Origin of the sequence: Thalassolituus sp. UBA6592, assembly GCF_002433655.1 — a bacterium.
Classification (GTDB): Bacteria; Pseudomonadota; Gammaproteobacteria; order Pseudomonadales; family Oceanobacteraceae; genus Venatoribacter.
Window position 1 is genome coordinate 24,600 of sequence record NZ_DJIO01000007.1, and the last position, 22,612, is coordinate 47,211.

19 protein-coding genes are annotated in these 22,612 nt (G+C 54.4%); 15 read left to right on the forward strand and 4 right to left on the reverse strand.

Going from position 1 to position 22,612, the window contains the following annotated elements; translation table 11 throughout:
- The first annotated feature begins 44 nt into the window (after positions 1–44).
- The 5 genes from glnT to B2Z72_RS00795 all read left to right on the forward strand — a co-directional run bounded on the left by glnT (position 45) and on the right by B2Z72_RS00795 (position 5,695).
- Positions 45–1,427 (forward strand): type III glutamate--ammonia ligase, encoded by a 1,383-nt coding sequence (gene glnT, locus B2Z72_RS00775; RefSeq protein ID WP_296983254.1) that lies wholly within the window; start codon positions 45–47, stop codon positions 1,425–1,427.
- A gap of 30 nt (positions 1,428–1,457) precedes the next feature.
- The gene (locus tag B2Z72_RS00780; RefSeq protein WP_296983255.1) at positions 1,458–2,321 is read left to right on the forward strand and encodes a phytanoyl-CoA dioxygenase family protein; all 864 of its coding nucleotides are present in this window, start codon (positions 1,458–1,460) and stop codon (positions 2,319–2,321) included.
- Positions 2,322–2,327: 6 nt separating this feature from the next.
- Positions 2,328–3,068 carry a type 1 glutamine amidotransferase gene (locus tag B2Z72_RS00785; RefSeq protein ID WP_296983257.1) on the forward strand — a complete coding sequence of 247 codons (741 nt, stop codon included), beginning with the start codon at positions 2,328–2,330 and terminating at the stop codon, positions 3,066–3,068.
- 113 nt (positions 3,069–3,181) lie between these two features.
- Positions 3,182–4,807 (forward strand): acyl-CoA synthetase, encoded by a 1,626-nt coding sequence (locus B2Z72_RS00790; protein ID WP_296983258.1) that lies wholly within the window; start codon positions 3,182–3,184, stop codon positions 4,805–4,807.
- Between the two features lie 168 nt (positions 4,808–4,975).
- The gene (locus B2Z72_RS00795; protein WP_296983259.1) at positions 4,976–5,695 is read left to right on the forward strand and encodes a DUF481 domain-containing protein; all 720 of its coding nucleotides are present in this window, start codon (positions 4,976–4,978) and stop codon (positions 5,693–5,695) included.
- 70 nt (positions 5,696–5,765) lie between these two features.
- Here B2Z72_RS00795 and B2Z72_RS00800 read toward each other — a convergent pair whose 3' ends face one another.
- Positions 5,766–6,368, reverse strand: coding sequence for a hypothetical protein (locus tag B2Z72_RS00800; RefSeq protein WP_297003978.1), 603 nt, complete (start codon positions 6,366–6,368; stop codon positions 5,766–5,768).
- A gap of 202 nt (positions 6,369–6,570) precedes the next feature.
- On the opposite strand from B2Z72_RS00800, the gene smrA reads away from it, so the two are divergent.
- The 3 genes from smrA to B2Z72_RS00815 all read left to right on the forward strand — a co-directional run bounded on the left by smrA (position 6,571) and on the right by B2Z72_RS00815 (position 8,343).
- Positions 6,571–7,191 carry a DNA endonuclease SmrA gene (gene smrA, locus B2Z72_RS00805; RefSeq protein WP_296983262.1) on the forward strand — a complete coding sequence of 207 codons (621 nt, stop codon included), beginning with the start codon at positions 6,571–6,573 and terminating at the stop codon, positions 7,189–7,191.
- A 144-nt stretch (positions 7,192–7,335) separates the two neighbouring features.
- On the forward strand, positions 7,336–7,893 hold the full coding sequence (locus tag B2Z72_RS00810) for a DJ-1/PfpI family protein (protein ID WP_297003980.1): 558 nt from the start codon (positions 7,336–7,338) through the stop codon (positions 7,891–7,893).
- A 111-nt stretch (positions 7,894–8,004) separates the two neighbouring features.
- Positions 8,005–8,343 (forward strand): ribbon-helix-helix domain-containing protein, encoded by a 339-nt coding sequence (locus B2Z72_RS00815; RefSeq protein ID WP_297003982.1) that lies wholly within the window; start codon positions 8,005–8,007, stop codon positions 8,341–8,343.
- Positions 8,344–8,362: 19 nt separating this feature from the next.
- Here the strand turns inward: B2Z72_RS00815 and B2Z72_RS00820 are convergent, their stop codons facing one another.
- Together B2Z72_RS00820 and ilvA are read right to left on the reverse strand one after the other, a co-directional pair.
- Positions 8,363–9,100: a 1-acylglycerol-3-phosphate O-acyltransferase gene (locus tag B2Z72_RS00820; protein WP_296983265.1), complete on the reverse strand. Its 738-nt coding sequence runs from the start codon at positions 9,098–9,100 to the stop codon at positions 8,363–8,365.
- 149 nt (positions 9,101–9,249) lie between these two features.
- On the reverse strand, positions 9,250–10,767 hold the full coding sequence (ilvA, locus tag B2Z72_RS00825; protein WP_296983266.1) for a threonine ammonia-lyase, biosynthetic: 1,518 nt from the start codon (positions 10,765–10,767) through the stop codon (positions 9,250–9,252).
- A gap of 141 nt (positions 10,768–10,908) precedes the next feature.
- On the opposite strand from ilvA, the gene rpiA reads away from it, so the two are divergent.
- From rpiA to B2Z72_RS00860, 7 genes are all read left to right on the forward strand, one after another.
- Entirely contained in the window at positions 10,909–11,583 is a 675-nt protein-coding gene (gene rpiA / locus B2Z72_RS00830; protein ID WP_296983267.1) for a ribose-5-phosphate isomerase RpiA, read from the forward strand.
- Positions 11,583–14,417, forward strand: a complete 2,835-nt coding sequence (locus B2Z72_RS00835; RefSeq protein WP_296983269.1) for a YdbH domain-containing protein — start codon at positions 11,583–11,585, stop codon at positions 14,415–14,417. Before rpiA ends, B2Z72_RS00835 begins: the two co-directional genes overlap by 1 nt.
- Positions 14,418–14,589: 172 nt before the next feature.
- Positions 14,590–15,600 (forward strand): porphobilinogen synthase, encoded by a 1,011-nt coding sequence (hemB, locus tag B2Z72_RS00840; protein WP_296983271.1) that lies wholly within the window; start codon positions 14,590–14,592, stop codon positions 15,598–15,600.
- A gap of 51 nt (positions 15,601–15,651) precedes the next feature.
- Complete coding sequence (ppk1, locus tag B2Z72_RS00845; protein WP_296983272.1) at positions 15,652–17,748, forward strand: polyphosphate kinase 1; 2,097 nt, start codon at positions 15,652–15,654, stop codon at positions 17,746–17,748.
- A 141-nt stretch (positions 17,749–17,889) separates the two neighbouring features.
- Positions 17,890–18,747: a polyamine aminopropyltransferase gene (gene speE, locus B2Z72_RS00850; RefSeq protein WP_296983273.1), complete on the forward strand. Its 858-nt coding sequence runs from the start codon at positions 17,890–17,892 to the stop codon at positions 18,745–18,747.
- Between the two features lie 35 nt (positions 18,748–18,782).
- The gene (locus B2Z72_RS00855; RefSeq protein WP_296983275.1) at positions 18,783–19,145 is read left to right on the forward strand and encodes a cupin domain-containing protein; all 363 of its coding nucleotides are present in this window, start codon (positions 18,783–18,785) and stop codon (positions 19,143–19,145) included.
- A gap of 64 nt (positions 19,146–19,209) precedes the next feature.
- Positions 19,210–21,993 (forward strand): class I adenylate cyclase, encoded by a 2,784-nt coding sequence (locus B2Z72_RS00860; protein ID WP_296983277.1) that lies wholly within the window; start codon positions 19,210–19,212, stop codon positions 21,991–21,993.
- A 46-nt stretch (positions 21,994–22,039) separates the two neighbouring features.
- Here B2Z72_RS00860 and rho read toward each other — a convergent pair.
- Positions 22,040–22,612, reverse strand: a 573-nt coding sequence (gene rho, locus B2Z72_RS00865; RefSeq protein WP_297003984.1) for a transcription termination factor Rho, incomplete at its 5' end; no start/stop codon positions are given.

A 22,612-nucleotide genomic window follows, 5' to 3' on the forward strand; every position in this document is an offset into this window, starting at 1 on the left:
TGAGACACTTATGCCATCCCGAATAGAAAGAAGAGGACGGCAAGATGACTCATCAATTCACTCTGGCAGATACCGTATGGACCTGCCCGGCAGAAAACACGCTGCAAGCCGCGTACGAATTTCTCGCCACCCATAAGGTGGACTACATTCTCGCGCAGTTTGTCGATCTGCACGGCGGCATTAAAAGTAAATCCGTCCCCGTGCATTGCCTGAAAGATCTCACCGAAACCGGTGCCGGTTTTGCCGGTGGCGCCATTCTTGGTTTTGATATGTCGCCGCAGGATCCGGAATACATGATGGTGGCCGACCTCAGCACGCTGACATTAATTCCATGGATGCCGGGTTACGCCTGTATTCGCGGTACCGGTATGGTCAGCGACGAACCTTTTATGCTCGATCCGCGCAATATTCTCAGCCATCAGGCAGCGCGTCTGAAAGAACGCGGCCTGCGCCTGATGACAGGCATGGAGCCGGAATTTTATCTGCTGCGTGAAGACGAAGACGGTGCCATCGTCCCCTTCGACAGCACCGACACCATGGAACGCCCGACCTACGATTACCGCGGTCTGACCCGTAACTCGGCGTTTATTGAAGGCCTGCACAAATCGCTGGAAGCGGTGGGTCTGGAGGTTTATCAGATCGACCACGAAGACGCTAACGGCCAGTTTGAAATCAATTTCAAATACGACGAGTGCGTAAAGACTGCCGACAATATGCAGTTCTTCAAAATGACTGCGAAAGAAGTCGCCAACAATAACGGTGCGATCTGCAGCTTCCTGCCCAAACTGAGCGCCACCACCACCGGTAACGGTATGCACGTGCACTGCTCTCTGGTGGACGATAACGGCGTCAACCTGTTTCAGGACGACAGCGACCCGAGCGGTATGGGCCTGTCATCCATCGCCCACCAATTTATTGCCGGCATTATCGAACACGCACCGGCACTCTGTGCATTACTGTGCCCGTCAGTGAATTCGTATAAGCGTCTGGTAACAGGTTCACCGGGTATTCCCAGCTGGGCACCGGTATTTATTGCCTGGGGTGATAACAACCGCTCAGCCATGGTGCGCATCCCCTACGGTCGCATTGAAGTACGTATCGGCGACAGCGCCATGAATCCGTATCTGGCGACTGCCGCGATTATTGCCGCTGGTCTGGACGGCATTGACCGCGACCTCACACCACCGGACGCCTGCAGCCTGAATTTTTATGATCTGAGTCCGCAGGCCATCGCCGATATGGGCGTCAGCTGCCTGCCGGAAAATCTCGACGCCGCACTGGATGCACTGGAAGCCGATGCGTTTTTTAAAGATGCCCTTGGCGAGCGCCTGATTAACAGTTACCTGAATCTGAAACGCAGTGAATGGAAGGAATATCACCGCACTGTTTCGGAATGGGAAGTTAACCGTTACCTCACCTTTTACTGATTTCTGACTTGCTTATTGAAGGACACCACCATGATTCATCTGACCGATGAGCAGATTGCTCAATTCCGTAAAGACGGTTTTCTGATCGTCGATAAAATTATTGAACCGGAAGCGGCAGCGGCTATCCGCGAGCGTTTTCCACCGATTTTTGAAGAAGGTATTTATGAAACCGGCGTAAAACCCGATGAAGTCAATTTACCTGCCGGCGAACCGCCGTACACCAAACAGATCTGTAACGCGTGGAAATCCGACCTCACCGTCGCACGCCATATCCTGTCCGAAAATCTCGGTAAAGCCTGCGCTCAGCTGGGCGGCTGGGATGGCGCCCGCCTGATGATTGATAATCTGTTGTGGAAACCTGTAAACGGCCGATCCATCGGCTTCCATCAGGACAGTATGTACTCACTCTGGATCGACAAACCGGCACTGGTCAGCTGCTGGGTGGCGGTTGATCAGACCACCGCAGACGGCGGCACACTGGTATATATCAAAGGCTCCCACACCTGGGGCGAAGCCAAACCCATCATGCAGTTCCACGGCCCGGAAGATGATCTGAAAGAAGTCCGCGAATGGGCAGAACAGCACGGTCTGGAACTGGAGCTGGTGCCGGTGGTTGTGCCACCGGGCGGTGGCGCCTTCCACGACGGTTGGCTGTGGCACGGTTCGCGGGTGAATAAAGCCGAGGTACCGCGCCGCGCACTGGCCGCACACTTTTTCCAGCACGATATTCAGTTCAACCCGGAGCTGATGAAAATCGGTAACGGACCGATTTACGGTAAGTACAAAAAATTCAATTCCAACGAGGTCGATGAAAGCTACTTCCCGATTACTTACCGCGAAGACGGCTACCGTACACCGGGGCTGGATGAATATCTGGAAAAAGGCATTGTGTAAAACATTATGAGCATGAATATCCTGGCAATTATGGCCGGTGGTATGGACGGCGACGTCGAATCCGGACGGATCGGCGAAGCCGTGCGCGAAGCCGGTGGCACCCTCAGCTGGTGTTACCGCCGCTTCGGCGATTTATTACCGGCAACCACTGAAGGGTTTGACGCACTGATCGTTTTCGGTGGAGAACCCTCAGTTTACGATCCACAACTGGCGGATTATTTCGCAGAACTGGATGAAGTTATCCGCCGTTTTCACGCTGAAGAAAAACCCATTCTTGGTTCCTGTCTCGGCAGTCAGGCCATCGCCCGTGCTTTTGGCGCGGAAGTTCGCCCACAGGGTTTTCTGGAGTACGGCTTTACCCGGCTGACGCGCACGATTCACTGTGCCACGGATCCGCTGATGCATTTGCTCGATGCGTATCCCGTGCTGTTTGAAATGCATTCCGACACCTTCGATCTGCCGGATGGCGCGACCCTGCTGCTGGAAGGCGAACAGGTAAAGAATCAGGCTTATCGTCTGGGCAACAAAACATGGGCTTTTCAGTGCCATTTTGAAGTAACACGGGGAATCGTCGACACCTGGACGCAGCGCGAACTGATCGGTAATCCTGATCGGGATCAGGCCATGGTGAATGCTTTGATTCAGCAGCTGGACGGGGATTTTGAGCGTTATCAGAAGTCTCAGACGGCATTTGCACGGGCAGTTATGCGGCGCTGGCTGCAACAAATGGGGGACAAAGATTCGTAATTACGCGTAGGTAATAAGACCTAAGTCGGATACACTGAACCCCCCTTCCGTCTTCTAATGCGCTGCATAACTCCTGGCCCGAAGTGCCATATATAAGAAAATACGAGGGCGCTATGCAGCACTACAACATCTATGACATGGGGCTGGATGCGAATCCGGCTAACTACGCCACCTTATCGCCTGTCAGCTACCTGCAGCGCGCGGCTTTTGTTTACCCTGGCCGCGTTGCTCAGGTTCATCAGGATACCCGGTACACCTGGGCTGAAACCTATGAGCGCTGCGTTCGTCTGGCCAGTGCGCTGGACAAAATGGGCATCCAGAAAGGGGAAACCGTTTCCTTCCTGTGTTCCAACATCCCGCCGATGTTTGAAGCCCATTTTGGCGTGCCGATGACAGGTGCTGTACTTAACGCCATCAATACCCGTCTGGATGCTGAAGCCATCGCTTTCATTCTGCAGCATGCAGAAACCAAAATTCTGTTCGTTGACCGCGAGTTTGGTCCGGTTGCGAAAAAAGCATTAGCCATGCTGCCTAACAAACCAACCCTGATCGGTATCGACGACCCGTACTTCACGGAAGGTGATCTGCTTGGTCAGCAGACTTATGAAGACTTGCTGGCCGACGCCAGCGCGGATTACGACTGGCAACTGCCGGAAAACGAGTGGGATGCCATCACCCTGAACTACACCTCAGGAACCACCGGCAACCCGAAAGGCGTGGTGTACCACCACCGTGGTGCTTACCTGAACGCGGCCAACAACATCGTTTCCTGGGATATGGGCAAACACCCTGTGTATCTGTGGATTCTGCCGCTGTTCCACTGCAATGGCTGGTGTTTCCCGTGGACCATCGCAGCGTCTGCCGGTGTCAGCGTATCCCTGCGCCATGTCCGTGCTGATGCTATTTTCGACGCCATCAAAACCCAGAAAGTAAGCCACTTCTGTGGTGCGCCGATCGTACTGAACATGCTCAACAATGCACCGGCCGATATGAAAGCAGGCATCGAACACGAAGTGAACGCCATGGTCGCCGGTGCTGCGCCTCCGGCAGCTGTCATCGAAGGCATGGAGCGTATGGGCTTCCACGTTACTCACGTGTACGGTCTGACCGAAACTTACGGCCCATGTATTCTGTGTGAATGGAAAGACGAATGGTCCGATAAGAACCCAAGCGAGAAAGCCGCACTGAAAGCCCGTCAGGGTGTTAAGTCTGCCATGCAGGAAGACCTGATGGTTGCCAGCCCGGACGATATGCAGCCGGTACCACGTGACGGTGAAACCATCGGTGAGATCTTTATCCGCGGTAACATCGTGATGAAGGGCTACCTGAAAAACCCGCGTGCCAGTGAAGAAGCTTTCAGCGGCGACTGGTTCCACACCGGCGACCTGGCGGTATGGCACGAAGACGGTTACATCGAAATTAAAGACCGCTCCAAGGACATCATTATTTCCGGTGGTGAGAACATCTCCTCCATCGAAGTGGAAGATATTCTGTACCGTCATCCGGATGTGGAAGAAGCCGCTGTAGTTGCCCGCCCGGATGACAAATGGGGTGAAACACCGTGCGCCTTTATCAAACTGAAAGAAGGTGCGAACACGCTGGAAGAGGAAATCATCGAGTTCTGCCGCAACAACATGGCGCACTTTAAAATTCCGCGTCATATCGTGTTCGGTGAGTTACCGAAAACCTCCACCGGTAAAATTCAGAAATTCGTTCTGCGCCAGCAGGCGAAGGAATAATCTTTACAAATTCCCCTCGTGCCGCAGCAGGTTCCCTGTTGCGGTTTTTTTATTTCACGGACGTGAAATTGGTACAATTCTGTCGTTTAAAGGCCTGACCACCCTTGCACTCATCCGACAGCACCGCTACTCTGCCCGCCAACACCAGACTGATGCAGAGAGGATTACATGCACCGTAAACTGTTATTGATACCGGCACTTGCCCTGCCGGCACTGATTTCTCATGCCGCGGATGAAGACGCAGAGAAATCATGGAAAGGTTCCAGTGAACTGGGTTACATCAATACCAGCGGTAATACCGACACCACCAGCCTGAATGCCAAATTCGGTGTTATGCACAGCGGTGAGAACTGGGATACCACGTTCAAAGCTGACGCACTGACCAGTGAGGAAGACGGCACCACTTCGAAAGAGAAGTACGCTTCCAGTCTGCAGTTTGACCGCAACTTCACTAAGCACCACTACCTGCTGTTTCTCGGTGAATATGAAGATGACCGCTTCAGTGGCTATGAATATCAGTCTCAGGTCTCGGTCGGTTACGGTTATCGCGCCATCAACAATGACACCATGCAGCTGGACCTGGAAATCGGTCCTGGTTATCGCTACGACCGTCTGGATGAAGGCGGCGAAACCGAAGACGAAACCATTCTGCGTACTGCTGCAAACTACTTCTGGGAAATCCGTGACGGCGTTGAATTTACCCAGGAAGTGTCGGCGGACACCGGATCAGACAACACTATCCTGAGATCAGAAACCGGCCTGAAGAGCCAGATCAACGGCAGTCTGGCAACCAAGCTGACCTACAGCATCAAGCACACCAAAGAAGTACCGGAAGACTCCGAAAACACCGACCGTGAATTCGGCGTGACGCTGGTATACAGCTTCTGAGCAGACTCAGGGCACAAAAAAGCCGGGCAATGCCCGGCTTTTTTGTGCCTGCGAATCCGCCTCGCCTGATTCACCGCTCAGGCGGTGGCGGCATGTTGTCCATGTGTTCACCTTCCGGAAAACCACGCTCACGGGCACTCTGCCAGCGCTCACGCGCTTCTTTACGGCGTTCCGCCAGCGTCGCCTGCTGCTCTTCAGTGAGCACGGATTTCAACACCGCTTTGAATTTATCGCGGTCTTCATCCAGCTGCTTTTTATCCATTGGCCAGTCGTAGTCATCCTCCATAGAGGATACCTGCTGCTGCAGTCTGTGCTCCTGCTCAATCGGCATATCCAGCTCCATCGCCAGACGGCGGGCCATGCGCAGCCGCATTTTGCTGTGCTGCTCCAGCATCAGAGTATGGGCTTTCTGCAACTGATCCGGCGTCAGTACCGCACGCATTTCATTGCGCATATCGGTCATCAGGCGCTGCACTTCTGCCCGGGTTTCACCGTCTTTGCGCTTCGATTCAGGTTTATCCGGCACCAGCTGATACATCTGCTCGTGATATTTTTTCTCGATCGCCTGAATCTGCTCACTCTGCTGCAGCGAAAGATCGAGCTGCTCGTTCCAGTCAATTTCACGATATTTGCCATCAAAGGCCCACGCCTGAGCCGTGGCGGCCACCGCCACTAATGCTCCGCACAGCCATGAAACAACGCCTGATCGCATAGGTTATCCCCACGGTCTTGTTCTGGTTATCATGCCGCCATTGTAGCCATCTGCAGACAAAGTTGTGTCCGCCATGTGCAAAGAAGTGTCACCTATGCAGGACAAGACGCAGGGCTATGATTTTCGGTATTATCTCCTGCCGAACCTATGTCCGAACAACGCAATGACTGAACAGCCGAAATCACCACAGAGCACGTCTGCAGAGCACGAAGATGACCTGTTTCTGCAGGAAATGCAGGGCGTAAAGCCACTGCAGACTAAAGAAAAAGTCGACCTGCGCAAAGGTGATATCAACAAAGCCTCAGCCAACGCCCGCCGCGTTGCTGCAACCACCGAAGCGGAAGACAAAGATCCGAATCACCTGCGTGCCAGCGAAGTTGAACGGGTTGGACCGCACGATGTACTGGGCTTCAAGCGCCCCGGCATTCAGGATGGGGTTTACCGCAAACTGCGTCTCGGCAAATACGAAATAGAAGCCCGCCTCGACCTGCACCGGCGCACGGTGGAAGATGCCCGCCGCGAAGTGTTCCGTTTTGTCCACGACTGCATGGCGCACGACATCCGCTGCATTCTGATTCTGCCCGGTAAAGGCGACCGCAATATCAAAGACCCCGCTGTGCTGAAGAGCTATCTGGTGCACTGGCTGGAGGAAATGATGGAAGTGCAGGCCTTTCACACGGCCCAACAGCATCATGGCGGCAGTGGTGCCTTCTACGTGCTGCTGCGTAAAAGTGACCGTAAGAAACAGGCGGCACGCGAGCAGTTCAGTAAGGGCCGCCTTTAAGCCCGGCACTCAATACGGGACTTAACAGGCCATTGATTGTCTGAGTCCCGGCCTTTTCAAACAGTAGTAACCGGTTGTTACCCGTAAGCTTCAGCCATCCCCCAGACTTGCCGGCCATCCATCATAAAAAGACAGGAGGCCGCCATGGCTGACGTACTGATTATCGCCGGTGATTACGTGGAAGATTACGAACTGATGGTGCCCTTTCAGGCACTGCAGATGGCCGGTCACAGCGTTGCTGCGGTATGCCCGGACAAAGCCGCCGGCGACAGCATCCGCACCGCGATTCACGACTTCGAAGGCGACCAGACCTACAGCGAAAAACCGGGCCACAACTTTGTTCTTAACGCCAGTTTTGCTGACATCAAAGGCGAAGATTTCGACGCCCTGCTGATCCCAGGTGGCCGTGCCCCGGAATACCTGCGCCTCAACAGCCGCGTGATTGAACTGGTGAAACATTTCGCCTCAGCCAACAAACCGATCGCCGCCGTCTGTCATGGCGCCCAACTGCTGGCCGCAGCGGATGTGATCCGCGAACGTAAGATTTCCGCTTACCCGGCCTGCGCCCCGGAAGTAACTCTGGCCGGTGGTCTGTACGCGGATATCGAAGTCACCGATGCCGTTACCGATGGCAATATCGTTACCGCTCCGGCCTGGCCTGCTCACCCGGCATGGCTGGCGCAATTCAATGCCCTGCTGTAATAAGTGGCGCTGAGTACTTCCGGGATATTGCCTTAATGGCCGAAAAAAGCACTGCAATTGCAGTGCTTTTTGGCGCATCATAAAAAGATATCCACAGGACAGGGCCGCCCCATGTGTGAAATTTATTCCGCCGCCGAACCCGAACTGTTTGAACTGAAAACCCGCTCCATCCGCATTGATGGCGTGGTCACCAGCATCCGTCTGGAGGCGGTGTTCTGGCAGATTCTGGAGCAGATTGCTGATGAAGCAGAGTTAACGCTGGGGACCTTTATCACCCGCATTTACCGCGAAGTGGTGGAACGCCGCGGTGAACCGGGTAATTTTACCTCGCTGCTCAGAGTGGCCTGTACCACCCATCTGAATGAGGGTCAGCGCCTGAGCCTGAGCGACAGCCGCTATCGCAGCGACACCATCACAGATAATCAGGAACCCGCCCGCCGCGCCTCCTGAGATTCCTGTACGACAGACGTTAACGTTTCGGCGTCTTATGTTGCAGGGCGTCGGCCTGAGCATCCAGTTCGGCCACTGCCTGCATCATGCGTTCGCGACAGGCGTCGGCCAGTGGCCGCACATCCTCTTCCCCCATGCCGTCGGTGCTCACCGGCTCAAGGAATTTACCCAGTGCATAACCGGCGTGCAGTTTATGCAGATCGATATTTTTATGGGTACTGCTGAAGACAATGGGCACGATGGGCAAACCGGCTTCAATCGCCAGAGCAAAGGCACCGCTCTTGAACGGCAGCATTCCCTGACCCTTGCTGCGCGTACCTTCCGGAAAGATATACACAGCGCACTGACGACGCTGCACTGTCTTCGCCACAGACTGCATCGTGCTCCAGGCTTTGGCTTTGTTTTTACGGTTGATGTAGATATTGCCTGCCAGCCAGAATGCCAGCCCGAACACAGGAATATAACGCAGCTCGGTTTTGCCCAGCACAGCAATATTGCGCGGCAGCATGCCGGTGCAGATAAATACGTCCAGCACATCCTGATGATTAACGATGTATACCGCCGCACCATCCCCCACCGGCGACTGATTCAGTGTCTTCAGGCGAATGCCCAGCAGGGGTAATGACCAGCTCATCAGACCGGCGAGAAAGAAGGTATTGTCGCGGTGCCGCGGTCGTAGCAGACAGAACAGCAGCGCAAATACGCAGACAATCAGAAAGTGCGCCGTCAGATACACAGCACGCAGAAAAAACAGCATAGCGGACCCTGTTATTATTATTGCCGGAACGTCATCAGCACTATCCGGGGAGAAGCAGTCTGTTCACAACCAGACTGCTTCAGATTAGCTCACTTTTATAAGTTATAGCTCAGCTTATTTCTTAGCCAAAACCCACCTAACAGCGCGTATCAACGCAGGAACAGCTGGTAAGTGGTGTTATCGGTTTCATCCCACCATGGGTAACCCAGTTCCTGCAGGAAGGTATCCAGTTTTTCGTTTTTACCTTCCGGTACCTGCAGGCCCACCAGCACGCGGCCATAGGCAGCACCGTGGTTACGGTAGTGGAATAACGAAATATTGAAGCTCTTGCCCAGCTTGCGCAGGAAGTTCAGCAGTGCGCCCGGACGTTCCGGAAATTCAAACCGGTAAATGCGTTCATCGGTCACCGACGCCGGGGCATGACCACCAACCATATGGCGGATATGGTATTTCGCCATTTCGTCATCGGTAATATCCAGTACCGGATAATTCTCGCTGCGCAGTTCTTCCAGCAGCTGTTCACGGGCACCGACTTCCGGGCCGACTTTAATGCCGACATAAATCTGTGCGCGGTCATCGTCACCGTAGCGGTAATTGAATTCTGTGATCGGACGCTTGCCGATCAGGCTGCAGAATTTCTGGAAGCTGCCCGCCTGCTCAGGGATGGTTACCGCCAGAATCACTTCGCGGCCTTCACCGATTTCTGCCACTTCAGAGATATAACGCAGACGATCGAAGTTCACGTTAGCGCCGCTGAGAATAGCCACCAGATTCTGGTTTTCACAGCCTTCGCGTTCAACGTACTTTTTGATACCGGCAACGCTCAGAGCACCGGCCGGTTCACACACGGCACGGGTATCGTCGAACACGTCTTTGATCGCGGCGCAGATTTCATCCGGCGTACAGGTGATCACTTCGTCGATATGATCTTTACAGATTTCCCAGGTGTTCTTGCCGATCTGGGCCACGGCAACGCCGTCGGCAAAAATGCCGACCTGCGGCAGAATCACACGCTTACGCGCATCCAGTGCGGCAGCCAGACTGGCAGATTCGGTACTTTCCACACCAATCACTTTCACTTCCGGGCGCAGGGCTTTGACATAGGCAGCCACACCGGCGGCCAGACCACCACCACCGACCGGCACAAACACCGCATCCACCGGACCACGCAGCTGGCGCAGGATCTCCATGCCGATGGTGCCCTGTCCGGCAATCACTTCCGGATCATCGTAAGGGTGGATGTAAGTCATGCCTTTTTCTTCTACCAGCTTCTGCGAGTAGGCGAAAGCATCGTCGAAGGCATCACCGTGCAGCACCACCCGGGCGCCACGGGCACGCACGGATTTCACTTTAATGTCCGGCGTGGTGCGTGGCATCACAATCACCGCTTTAATACCCAGTTCCTTCGCCGCCAGCGCCAGCCCCTGAGCATGGTTACCGGCGGATGCCGCCACTACACCGCAGGCTTTTTCTTCTTCCGTCAGCTGCACCACTTTGTTGTAAGCGCCACGAATTTTGAACGAATACACAGGTTGCTGGTCTTCACGCTTAACCCAGATCTGATTGTTCAGCCGCTGCGTCAGAAACGGAGCAATATGCAGCGGTGTTTCCACGGCAACATCATAAACACGGGCCGACAGAATCTTTTTCAGGTATTCGTTAAGCATGGGATATTCCGGAACAAAGAAAAAAAGCACAGGAATCTGTGCACAGGGGACGCATTGTAACGCATCAGCGCATATAATTCGCTTGATCCCGTGCAATCAAATCAGAACAGCCCGGTCCATTTTCAACACAGACAGCGCCTCATGACTCAAGACGAACTGAAACGCGCAGTGGGTGAAGCCGCTGCACAATATATCCTCCCCCATCTCGAAGACGACAGCATCGTAGGCGTAGGAACAGGTTCTACTGCCAACTGTTTTATTGATGCTCTGGCTGAGCATAAGCACCTGTTCGATGGCGCCGTGGCCAGCTCCGAAGCGTCTGCCCAGCGCCTGAAGGATCACGGCATTCCTGTGTATAACCTGAATTCTGTCAGTAACCTCGATTTTTACGTCGATGGTGCCGATGAAATCAACGAACACCTGGAGATGATCAAAGGCGGAGGCGCAGCCCTCACCCGTGAAAAGATCGTCGCTGCCGTGGCCAAAGAATTCGTCTGCGTGGCGGATGAATCCAAACTGGTGCAACGCATGGGCGCTTTCCCGCTGCCGGTGGAAGTAATCCCGATGGCGCGCTCTTATGTCGCCCGTGAAATCGTCAAACTGGGTGGTGACCCGGTATGGCGTGAAGGTGTGCTTACCGATAACGCCGGTCATATTCTCGATGTGCACAATCTGGATATTCAGTCTGCCATCGCGCTGGAAGAAAAGATCAATCAGATTACCGGTGTGATCACCAACGGTCTGTTTGCTCTGCGTCCGGCCAACGTCCTGCTGCTCGGCACTCAGGATGGGGTAAAAACCATTAAGGCTCAGTAATGAGCCATTCTGAGCAGCTGCCTGAGCAAAAGCCATCGCTGCGGATCTTCCGGGCCCGCTTCTGGATCCGTACCGCGATCGTTATTCTGCTGGCCTTCGTACTGGCCGGTGTTCTGCTGGCCCTTGCCCCGGGACTGCTCAAACCTGTGCTGAACCGTCATCTGCCGCAATGGCTGGGTGACGGTGGTGCCGCCGAAATACGTGAACTGAGCTGGCACCGGCTGCTGCTCGATAATCTGCAGCTGACACTGGATGACGGCACCCAGCTGCACATTCAGAATCTCGACCTTTCTTATTCGCCCACAGGACTCGCCAGCGGGCGCATCAACACCCTGAACGTTGGCACTGTGCTGCTCAGTCTGCCGGAAGAACGGGCCAAAGAAGTCGCCCAGAGCGCCGCCAAAGATGCCCGCGCCGCCGCCCTGCGACAATTTAATCAGGCGATTGAAATCCCGGCCTTCAGTCAGTGGCTGTCACTGCCGGCAGAGCAGATCAATATCGATAAAATTCAGTTTATTCACCCACAGCTGACGGCTGAACTGCAGGCCGATGTCACCCCGGAACGCTGGCACATCAATGGTCAGCTGCAGCTGAACGATCTGCCGTTGCCCTGGGATGTGGAAATTCAGCTGCAGAAAAACGGCGACTGGCTGTTAATGGTCAGCGAGCAGCAGACGCTTCTCAGCCAGATGTTTGGTCATATCGAGCAGGACGATCAGCATACCCGGCTGAAACTGCGCCACCGCTCCGATCTGGCCGCCATTCATGAACGCCTGCCGCAGTTGCAGGATATTCCGCTGCCGTTAAAAGACCTGTTGCTGCAGGCCGAAATCGAAGTACCTAATCAGGGTGTACTGCCACGGGATGCCGTGGTCGGTGCCATTTTCAGCATTAACAGCCAGAGTTCGGAATTACCCGGCGGGCTGCACTGGCAGAAAGGCGACTGGTTATTCAGCCTGACCAAAACCGCCGCCGACAGCGACTGGATTTACCGCGTGGATGGCCGCCCGCAATCGGTCAGAATCAGTGCCGCAGCTCTGCCACAGGGACTGCTGAATGAACCGCAGCCACTGCTCATCAGCAGCAGTCAGACACTGGCCGGCAGCTGCAGTGCCACCCTCGATCATTGCGACGGGAAAGGCACGTTTAACAATCAGCTGACTGCCGCAGCGCAGAAGGGCACAGGCCAGAACCTTGCCTCACTGGATTTCACCAGCCGTATGCAATGGCAGGCCAGTGAAGGCGCGCAGATCAGCCTGCCCACTGACATGACCATCAGTCCGCAACTGCTGACGCTCACCGGTCTGCCATTAGAGAAAGCCGGACTCAGCGGTGAACTGCAGGCCCGTTTATCGCCGCTTGGCCAGTGGCAACTGAGCAGCGACAAAGGGTTTGTCAGTCAGCTCAGGCTGATACCGGGTGACAACTGGCAAGCGCTCGACCTGACCCTGGATATCGTGCCGCAGTTATCCATGAACGGTAACCTCAGTGATCTGACGCCGGAACAGCTGGCACAGCACAGTCGTGCGGCGAATCTGCCGCTTAAAATTCAGACCCGGGCCTTTACGCTGAAATCCAAAGAACAGAAAAATATCCGCGAAGCATCAAAACTGGTGTTCCAGCCGGCGGAATTATCCTGTCAGCCATTTTTCCCGCCGACCGGCGTGCGGGCACTGTGCGATGTGCATCTGGCACTGGCCAAATCCCATATTGGCGAATGGCCGGTGCCGGACGCACAGTTCAGTGGTCCGCTGAATATCAGCTACGGCATCAGCGACAGCCTGATTGCGCGCAACAGCTCGACCATTAAAAGTCTGAATAACCTGAGCGGCCGCTTCGATGTCACCGCCGCCAATCACCAGGCCGCATTGCGGTTAAGACTGCAGCACGATCTGGATTCCGGCAGCGGCTCTCTGCAGTGGCACCTTAACGATACGCCGCTGAACTGGGACGCCATGGGTGTGGAAGAAATGCTGGCGCTGACCAAAGTCGAGCTGCTTTCCGGTTCCATTGCCGGGCAGGGCTGGGCCGACTGGCAAACTGTGGATGGCAAAACGGAAGTCACTCCGGATCTGATGCTGCGCGCGGACAACCTCAGTCTCACCTACGACAGCAGCATCGCGCTGGATAAATGGAACGGCCTGTTTGCCCTGCGCCGCCCGTTTAATGGTGACTATCTGCTGGACGCACAGATCAGTGGCGACAGCCTCAACCCAGGGGTGGAATTTACCGATTTACTGGCGCGTAGCCAGACCCGGATTCCGGCGGATTTCTCTTACGTATTCAGTGATATTTATGAAGTGCACACCAGCGTACTGGGTGGCCGTATTCATATTCCGGAAGTGAAATTCGACAGCCGCAAAGAGGTGAATTCTTTCGGTATCGGTCTGGAGCATATTCAGTTATCGCAGGTCGCCGCACTGGAATCCTCAGCAGAGGTCAACGCCACCGGCCTGCTTGATGGTCTGCTGCCGTTTGAACTGACCAAAGATGGTGTGCGGGTGCCGCAGGGTGCACTGTTCGCCCGTCAGCCCGGCGGTACCATCCGCTATAAAAATTCCACTTCGGAAAGCATGGGACAAACCAACGCGGCGGTCGGCATGGCCATGCAGGCTCTGGAGAATTATCAGTACGATCAGCTGCAGTCGAACGTTAAATACAGCGAAGACGGTTCGCTGACTCTGGGTCTGCAGTTTCAAGGTAAAAACCCGGATTTCTTTGATGGCCAGAAAACACATCTGAACGTCAGCCTGGATTACAACCTGCTCGACCTGCTGGAAAGTCTGCGCATAGCCAACGACACCATCAGCACGCTGGAAGAAAAATATCGTTAACACGGTATGCCGCAATGACATATTCCCGTCATATTTGCCCGGCAAAGTGCAGTCGTTTTGCAACGGCCTATACTGCCTGTGGAATATAAAGTTGCGGTAAATCAGCGCGGTTTCGCGCTAAAATAGCCATAATTCTTACTTCCCCCCAGACATCCAGATCAGGAGATCTCCCATGGCTTTCAGCGATGCTCAACGCTTTTTCCCGGAAACCCGCATGCGCCGTATGCGCCGCGATGATTTTTCCCGCCGGCTGATGCGCGAGACCACGCTGACCACTGACGATCTGATTTATCCGATGTTTGTGATGGAAGGCCATCAGGAACGTGAACCGATTTCTTCCATGCCTGGTATCGAACGTCTGTCGATTGATGAGCTGGTAAAAGAAGTTAAGGAACTGTATCAGCTGGGTATTCCCTGCATTGACCTGTTCCCTTACACCCCGGCCGATGCAAAAAGTGAATTTGCCGAAGAATCCTTCAACCCGAATGGTCTGATTCAGCGCGCAGTGCGTGCCGTGAAAGATGCCGTACCGGAAATGGGCGTTATGACTGACGTGGCGCTCGACCCGTTCACCACGCATGGTCAGGACGGCATTATTGATCAGGACGGCTACGTACTGAATGACCGCACCGTCGACACTCTGGTAAAACAGGCGCTGTCCCACGCTGAAGCCGGTGCCGATATCGTTTCACCGTCCGACATGATGGACGGCCGTATCGGTGATATCCGTGAAGCACTGGAAGAAGAAAGCTTTGTGAACACCCGCATCATGGCGTACTCCGCCAAGTACGCATCGGCTTACTATGGCCCGTTCCGTGATGCGATTGGTTCTTCCGGTAACCTCGGCAAAGGCAACAAGTACAACTACCAGATGGACCCGGCCAACAGCAACGAAGCGCTGCACGAAGTGGCTCTCGATCTGGGTGAAGGTGCCGACATGGTGATGGTAAAACCGGGTATGCCGTATCTGGATATCGTGCGCCGTGTTAAAGACGAATTTCAGGTACCGACTTTCGTGTATCAGGTGAGTGGCGAATACGCCATGCAGAAAGCCGCTGCACTGAACGGCTGGCTGGACGACGAAGCCATTATGGTGGAATCCCTGACCTGTATTAAACGCGCCGGTGCCGATGGCATTCTGACCTATTACGCAAAACAATACGCCCAGTGGCTGAACGGCTGAGCCGCAGCCCGGGAAATAACTGAAAAACTGCACTGCCCGAAAGGAAATCCTATGGCCGAAGCCAGCAGCGAAGAAAAAGTGATCGACCTGAACAGCCCTGAGCTCTACATCAACCGGGAATTATCGCATCTGCAATTTAATATCCGGGTGCTGGAGCAGGCGCTGGACGAACGCCACCCGCTGCTGGACCGGTTATTTTTCCTGTGTATTTTCAGTAAAAACCTCGATGAATTTTACGAAGTCCGCGTTGCTAACCTGACGCAGCAGCTGGCTTATGCGCGTGAACAGGCAGGTGCGGATGGTATGCACCCACAACAGGTGCTGAGTGCTATTCACACCCTGTGCAGCGCTACCGTTGAGCGCCAGTATCACATTCTCAACGATACCCTGCTGCCAGCGCTGAAAGCGGAAAATATTCACTTCCTGCGCCGCGCCGATCTGACCGACGCCCAGCGCGAATGGGTACGCGCTTATTTTGAAGAAAGCGTGCAGCCACTGGTCAGCCCGATTGGTCTCGACCCGTCGCACCCGTTCCCGCGTCTGGTAAATAAAAGCCTGAATTTTATCGTCGCCCTGGAAGGCAAAGACGCCTTTGGCCGTCAGACCGGTATGGCGATTATTCCGGCACCGCGCTCGCTGCCACGCATTGTGCGGATTCCCGATGAACTGTGTGACGGCGGTGATAATTTTATTTTCCTGTCATCCATGATTCACGAATACGCCGACGATCTGTTCCCGGGCATGACGGTGAAAGGCTGTTATCAGTTCCGTGTAACCCGTAACGCTGACCTTGAACTGGATCACGACGACACTGCTGACCTCGCCAGCGTCCTGGAAGACGAACTGCACTCGCGTAATTTCGGTGAAGAAATGCGTCTGGAAGTGGCCGATAACTGTCCGGAAGAACTGGCTAATTTCCTGCTGCATCAGTTCAGTCTGGAGCAGAACGATCTGTACCGGGTGAATGGTCCGGTTAACCTCGGCCGCATGATGGAAGTGATCGGTCAGATCAATCGTCCGGATCTGCAGTACACGCCGTTTACTCCGGGTCTGCCCAAACACATCAAATTCAATAAAAGCATTTTTGAAAGCATCCGCGAGAAAGACGTACTGCTGCTGCATCCGTTTGAGTCGTTTACTCCGGTTGTGGATCTGCTGCGCGAAGCGGCGAAAGATCCGGCGGTACGTGCGATCAAACAGACCCTGTACCGTACCGGCGCCAAATCAGAAATCGTTAACGCTCTGGTGGACGCTGCCCGTAATGGCAAAGAAGTGACGGTGGTTATTGAACTGCGCGCGCGCTTTGACGAAGAAGAAAACCTCTACCTCGCCAACCGTCTGCAGGAAGCCGGTGCCGTGGTGGTGTATGGCGTGGTGGGCTATAAAACCCACGCCAAAATGATGCTGATCGTGCGCAAGGAAGGCGACAAGTACAAGCGCTATGTGCACCTGGGCACAGGTAACTACCATGCCGGTAATGCCCGCGCTTATACCGACTACAGCTTTATGACCTGCGACGATTCCGTTGGTGAAGATGTCCATAAGGTGTTCCAGCAGCTCACCGGTATGGGCGAAGCGCTGCGTATTAAAAAGCTGTTTCATGCGCCCTTCACTCTGCATAAAAAGCTGATCGAGATGATCGACCGTGAACGCGAACACGCGGAAGCCGGCCGTGAAGCCCTGATCCGCATGAAAGCCAACGGCCTGACGGAACCGAAAGTCATCCGCGCCCTGTACCGCGCTGCTCAGGCCGGGGTTAAAGTGGAGCTGATTATCCGTGGTATGTGCTGTCTGCGCCCCGGTGTTGAAGGCGTATCGGAAAACATCCGTGTGCGTTCCGTGGTTGGCCGCTTCCTCGAACATACCCGGGTGTATTACTTCTTAAACAACGGCAAAGACGAAATCTATGCCGCCAGTGCCGACCTGATGGAGCGCAATCTGCTCAACCGGGTGGAGACTGCCTTCCCGATTGAGAACAACAAACTCAAGGAACGCATGAAGTCCGAGCTGGCGATCTATATGGCAGACAACTGCCAGGCTTGGGATCTGCAGCAGGATGGCACCTACGTGCGCGCCCACCCTGCTGACGGTGAAGAGCCGGTTCTGGCGCAGAGTATTCTGCTGGCGACCCTGGCCAGCGCTTCCTGATAGCCTGATCAGTCAGCCCTGAAATACGCCGCAGAACCATTCAATATGGACTGCGGCGTTGTTTTATCCGCGCCTTAACCTTCAGCCCCTGTCCAAATCCGTTATACTCCGCGCAAACTCAACGCAGCCGGAGGTAATCTGATGTCTGATAAAAAAGTGGTTTCCGAAACCCTGTATCAGGGCTACGCCCAGTCATTCGAAGTGACTGAACAACTGTTTGAAGTGAATACCGGACACCAGCATCTGGAAATTGTGAACACCCCGTTTATGGGTCGCGTGATGCTGCTCGACGGTGTGGTACAGACTACCGAAAAAGACGAATTTATTTACCATGAGATGATGGTTCATGTACCGCTGTTCGCACACCCGAACCCTAAGCGCGTACTTATCATCGGCGGCGGTGATGGCGGCATTCTGCGCGAAGTTTCGCGTCATAAGAACATTGAGCACATCACTCAGGTTGAGATCGATCAGAGCGTGATCGACATGTGCAAAGAGTATTTCCCGAATCACTCCAAAGGCGCTTTTGATGATCCGCGTGCGAATATCGTAATCGCCGACGGAAAGGACTTTGTGGCCAATTGCAGCGAAAAATTCGACGTAATTATTTCCGACTCTACCGACCCCATTGGCCCGGGCGAAGTGCTGTTCACGTCCGACTTTTATGCTGATGAAAAGAACAATTGCCTCGCTGAAGGCGGCATTATGGTGGCTCAGAACGGTGTTCCCTTTATGCAGGGGGATGAAATCGCCACCACACATCAGCGTCTGAGTAAAATTTACGCCGATAACAGCTTCTATGTGATGCCGGTTCCTACCTACATAGGGGGATTTATGACGCTGGCATGGGCAAGTGATGATAGCAGTCTGCGTCGTCAGACCGCTGAGCAGATTCAGTCACGGATCGACGCCGCAGGCTTCGACACCCGTTACTACAACGCCGACGTCCACGTCGCGTCCTTTGCTCTGCCAAACTACGTTAAGGCACTGATGAAGTAAGCAGTAACGGTTTTATCCAACGTAAGGAGTGAACCGTGATTATTGATATCGTTCCGGGCTATGCCGGTGCTGACGCAAATATTGAAGAATACCGTCCTGATGCTGAAAAAATCATCAGCGGTGACCCGGCCCAGTGGCTGCGTACTGACTACATCACAGAAACCGGCAACGGTACCTTTGATGGCGGCGAATGGCGCTCCCAGCCAGGTAAGTACAAGGTCAGCTTCAGCGGCCCGGAATACTGCGAAATTCTGGAAGGTGAGAGCATTGTTACGGATCTGGAAGGCAACGCCAAAACCGTGCGAGCTGGCGACCGCTTTATCGTTCCGGCCGGTTTTGAAGGCACCTGGGAAGTAACCATCCCATGCCGCAAGATCTTTATCTGCTTTACCCTTTAAGGCCAGATATCCATAGGGTGGCGGGTTTTTTACCGTCGCCGTAAGGCCTGACTATACTCAGGGGATGACAGCATCCCCGTCCTCTCTTATCAGCGCCAGTCAGATTCACCAGTGGCACACGGCTTTCCTGCAACTGAACGCCGCCCGGCTGGAGATTGCCCGTGGGCTGATGGTCAGACGTCAGCGTCTGGTACTGGATGCCCTGCCCCTGCTGTTCCATCTGAATCACCCGCGCCTGCCCGGTTTTATCAACAGCCACGTGCCCTGCGGGGTCGCACATTACACGGCCAGCCGTAACGCTGAAGAAGCGCTGCAGGCCATTGCCCGTGGCATTCAGGTACCACGGGGATTCTCCCAGCAACAGATTGCCGGCATTTATCTGATGGGCAGCCTCGGCTCTCTGGCCCAGGCCCGCTGCAGCGATCTGGACGTCTGGCTGTGTTACGACGAGTCCCTGTCGGAGCCGGAAATCAGTGAGCTGCAGGACAAATGCAAACGCATTGAGCGCTGGGCCGCGGATATGAATGTCGAGCTGCATATCTTTCTGATGAACTTAACCCGTTTCCGCAGCGGCAACAGCCACGATGCCGATGGCGATGACTGCGGCAGCACCCAGCATATGCTGTTGCTGGACGAGTTTTACCGCAGCTCACTGTGGCTCGCCGGACGTCAGCCACGATGGTGGCTGACGCCCTGCGAACAGGAACGCCGCGCCGCTGACTGGTGGCGCACCCTGCAGGACAACCACAGAGTCAATGCCGACCACTGGCTCGACTTCGGTGCGATGCCGTCCATTCCCGCTGCCGAGTTTGTCGGCGCCGGGCTGTGGCAGCTGAACAAGGGCCTGAAAGATCCGTACAAATCTCTGCTGAAGCTGCTGATCACACGCCACTATGCCGGTCAGTATCCGAACATCCGGCCACTGTGCTGGGACCTGAAGCAGCAGGTTCACGACGGCATTACCGACGCCGGCAGCAATGATGCCTATCTGCTGATGCTGACGCGTATCACCCGCCAACTGGAAAGCGAAGGCAATCATGAACGGGTTGAGCTGGCCCGGCGTGCCTTTTATTTCAAAGCCCGCCTGCCGCTGTCTGAACTGAGCAAAAGCCAGCACAACAGCTGGCGCGCGCAGAGCATGCGTGAGCTTTGCCAGCAGTGGGGCTGGAGCCAGAGCTACATTCAGGAACTGGATCAGCGCCCGGACTGGTCGCCGCACCGCATTGCCGCCGAACGCAATGCGCTGATCAGTGAAATGCTCAGCACTTACCGTTTTCTCGCCGCCTTCAGCCAGAAATACGCACCCAGACTGCACATCAGCAAGCAGGACACCCAGACCTTAGGTAACCGGCTGTACGCCGCCTTCGACAGTCGCCCGGGCAAGATCACGGATATCAATCCAGGGATCACTCCTGCAATGGGGCAGGAAAAAATGGCACTGAATCTGAAAGATGACATCTGGCAGCTGATCCCCGGCGTGTTTTACCGCAGTGATGACGCCGACAGTGAACAGCGCCAGGTGCTGAAACAATCCCCCAGCCTGATCGAGCTGCTGTGCTTTGCGCGGGTGAATGGCCTGCTGGAAAACTATACCCGCACAGCGATTTATCCGACTCACAACCCACTGAGTAAATACGAACTGAAGGAAGTGGTGGAGGATATTCTCGACCTGCAGCCGTACCGTCCGCTCAGCAGTGATTTCCGCCGCAACGCCAGACCCAGAAGCTGGCACCTGCACATTAACGTCGGTGTCGACCCGCAACACGAATTAAGCCGCCGGGGCATGCAGAAACTGAGCAACCGTGACGATGCTCTTGGTTACAGCTCGGCACGGGAAAATTTAATCCTGACACTGGATCTGATTACCATAAACAGCTGGGGCGAATGGCAGGTAGACCGCTTCAGTGGCCCCGCGGCCATCGGTCAGTGTCTGCAGCTGATGTTGCAACAATTACCCTATGCGCAGAAAGAAGGCTGGCCGCCGTTCCAGGTCAGCTGCCATTGCGCATCCAGAGCCAGCACCATTCGCCTGCGTATCGACAAACTACTGTCCGACGTACTCGCACACTTTCTTGAACAGCCGAAAGCGCCCTACATTATCGAAGCCGCTGAAGTCTGGTATCTGCTGGAAAACAGCCGCGATGGCATGCAGCTGCGCATTGCTGAAAACCCCAATAAATTACTCACGCTGCTGTCGCGTCCGGCACGCAGCTTTGTCAATTACACCCTGGATCAGAGTGCCCTGATCAACAGCCCGATACGGGTTGCCTTTGAACAGGCAAAGCCAGGTCTGTGGCAGATATTTTACTGGCGGCGCGAAGGCCGGCTGTTTTTTTACTTTATTGATGAAAAAGGCGCACTGCTGCATCAGCAATGGCCGGATCAGGAAGGCAGCAGCGAATACTGGCTGCGCCCGGTACTGAGATTTTTACGTCAGGTAGACGAACGCTGGGTACGAAAAAGCAGTCGTGAACAGATGCGTAAAATCCTGCTGTTTGAACTTAAACGAAAAGCCAAAAGCATTGAATTTGAACTGGTGCGGCGCAAGCTGCCTGACCTGCCACAGCAGAACAGTGCCATTGATCTGCGTGCAGTATTCGACAGTGAGAATCAGGTGACTTTTTATTGTGATGGTGCTGAATTCAGCCAGTGGCAATACGGCGATGAACTCTATTCAGAACTGATCCGGGCGGTTATAAAACGCCGCACCAGTAATAATAATTACCCGGTATTTATTAACGATATTCAATTACCCGGACAACAGAATATGATCGAGTATCTGAAAGTAAAACACCGGCTGGAATTACGCCTGGCACAGGCCTTACAGACATCTGAAAAAGGTATTTAACAGGCAATAAAAAAGCCTCCGAAGAGGCTTTTTAACACGGTGAAACTTACTTTCCGCCCCGCATATTATCGAAGAACTCGTCATTGGTTTTGGTCTGACGCAGTTTATCGAGCAGGAATTCGATGGAGGCAACGTCTTCCATTTCAGTCAGCAGGCGACGCAGAATCCACAGACGCTGCAGCGAGCTTTCATCAAACATCATATCTTCACGACGGGTGCCGGAACGACGGATATTGATGGCTGGGTAAATACGTTTTTCAGCCACTTTACGGTCGAGGTGCAGTTCCTGGTTACCGGTACCTTTAAACTCTTCGTAAATAACCTCGTCCATTTTAGAACCGGTATCAACCAGAGCAGTAGCGATAATAGTCAGCGAGCCGCCTTCTTCAACATTACGCGCAGCACCAAAGAAACGTTTTGGTTTTTCCAGTGCGTTGGCGTCCACACCACCGGTCAGGACTTTACCGGAGGAAGGGATTACGGTGTTATAAGCACGGGCCAGACGGGTAATGGAGTCGAGCAGAATAACCACGTCATGTTTGTGTTCAACCAGACGTTTGGCTTTTTCGATAACCATTTCAGCAACAGCTACGTGCCTTGATGCTGGTTCATCAAATGT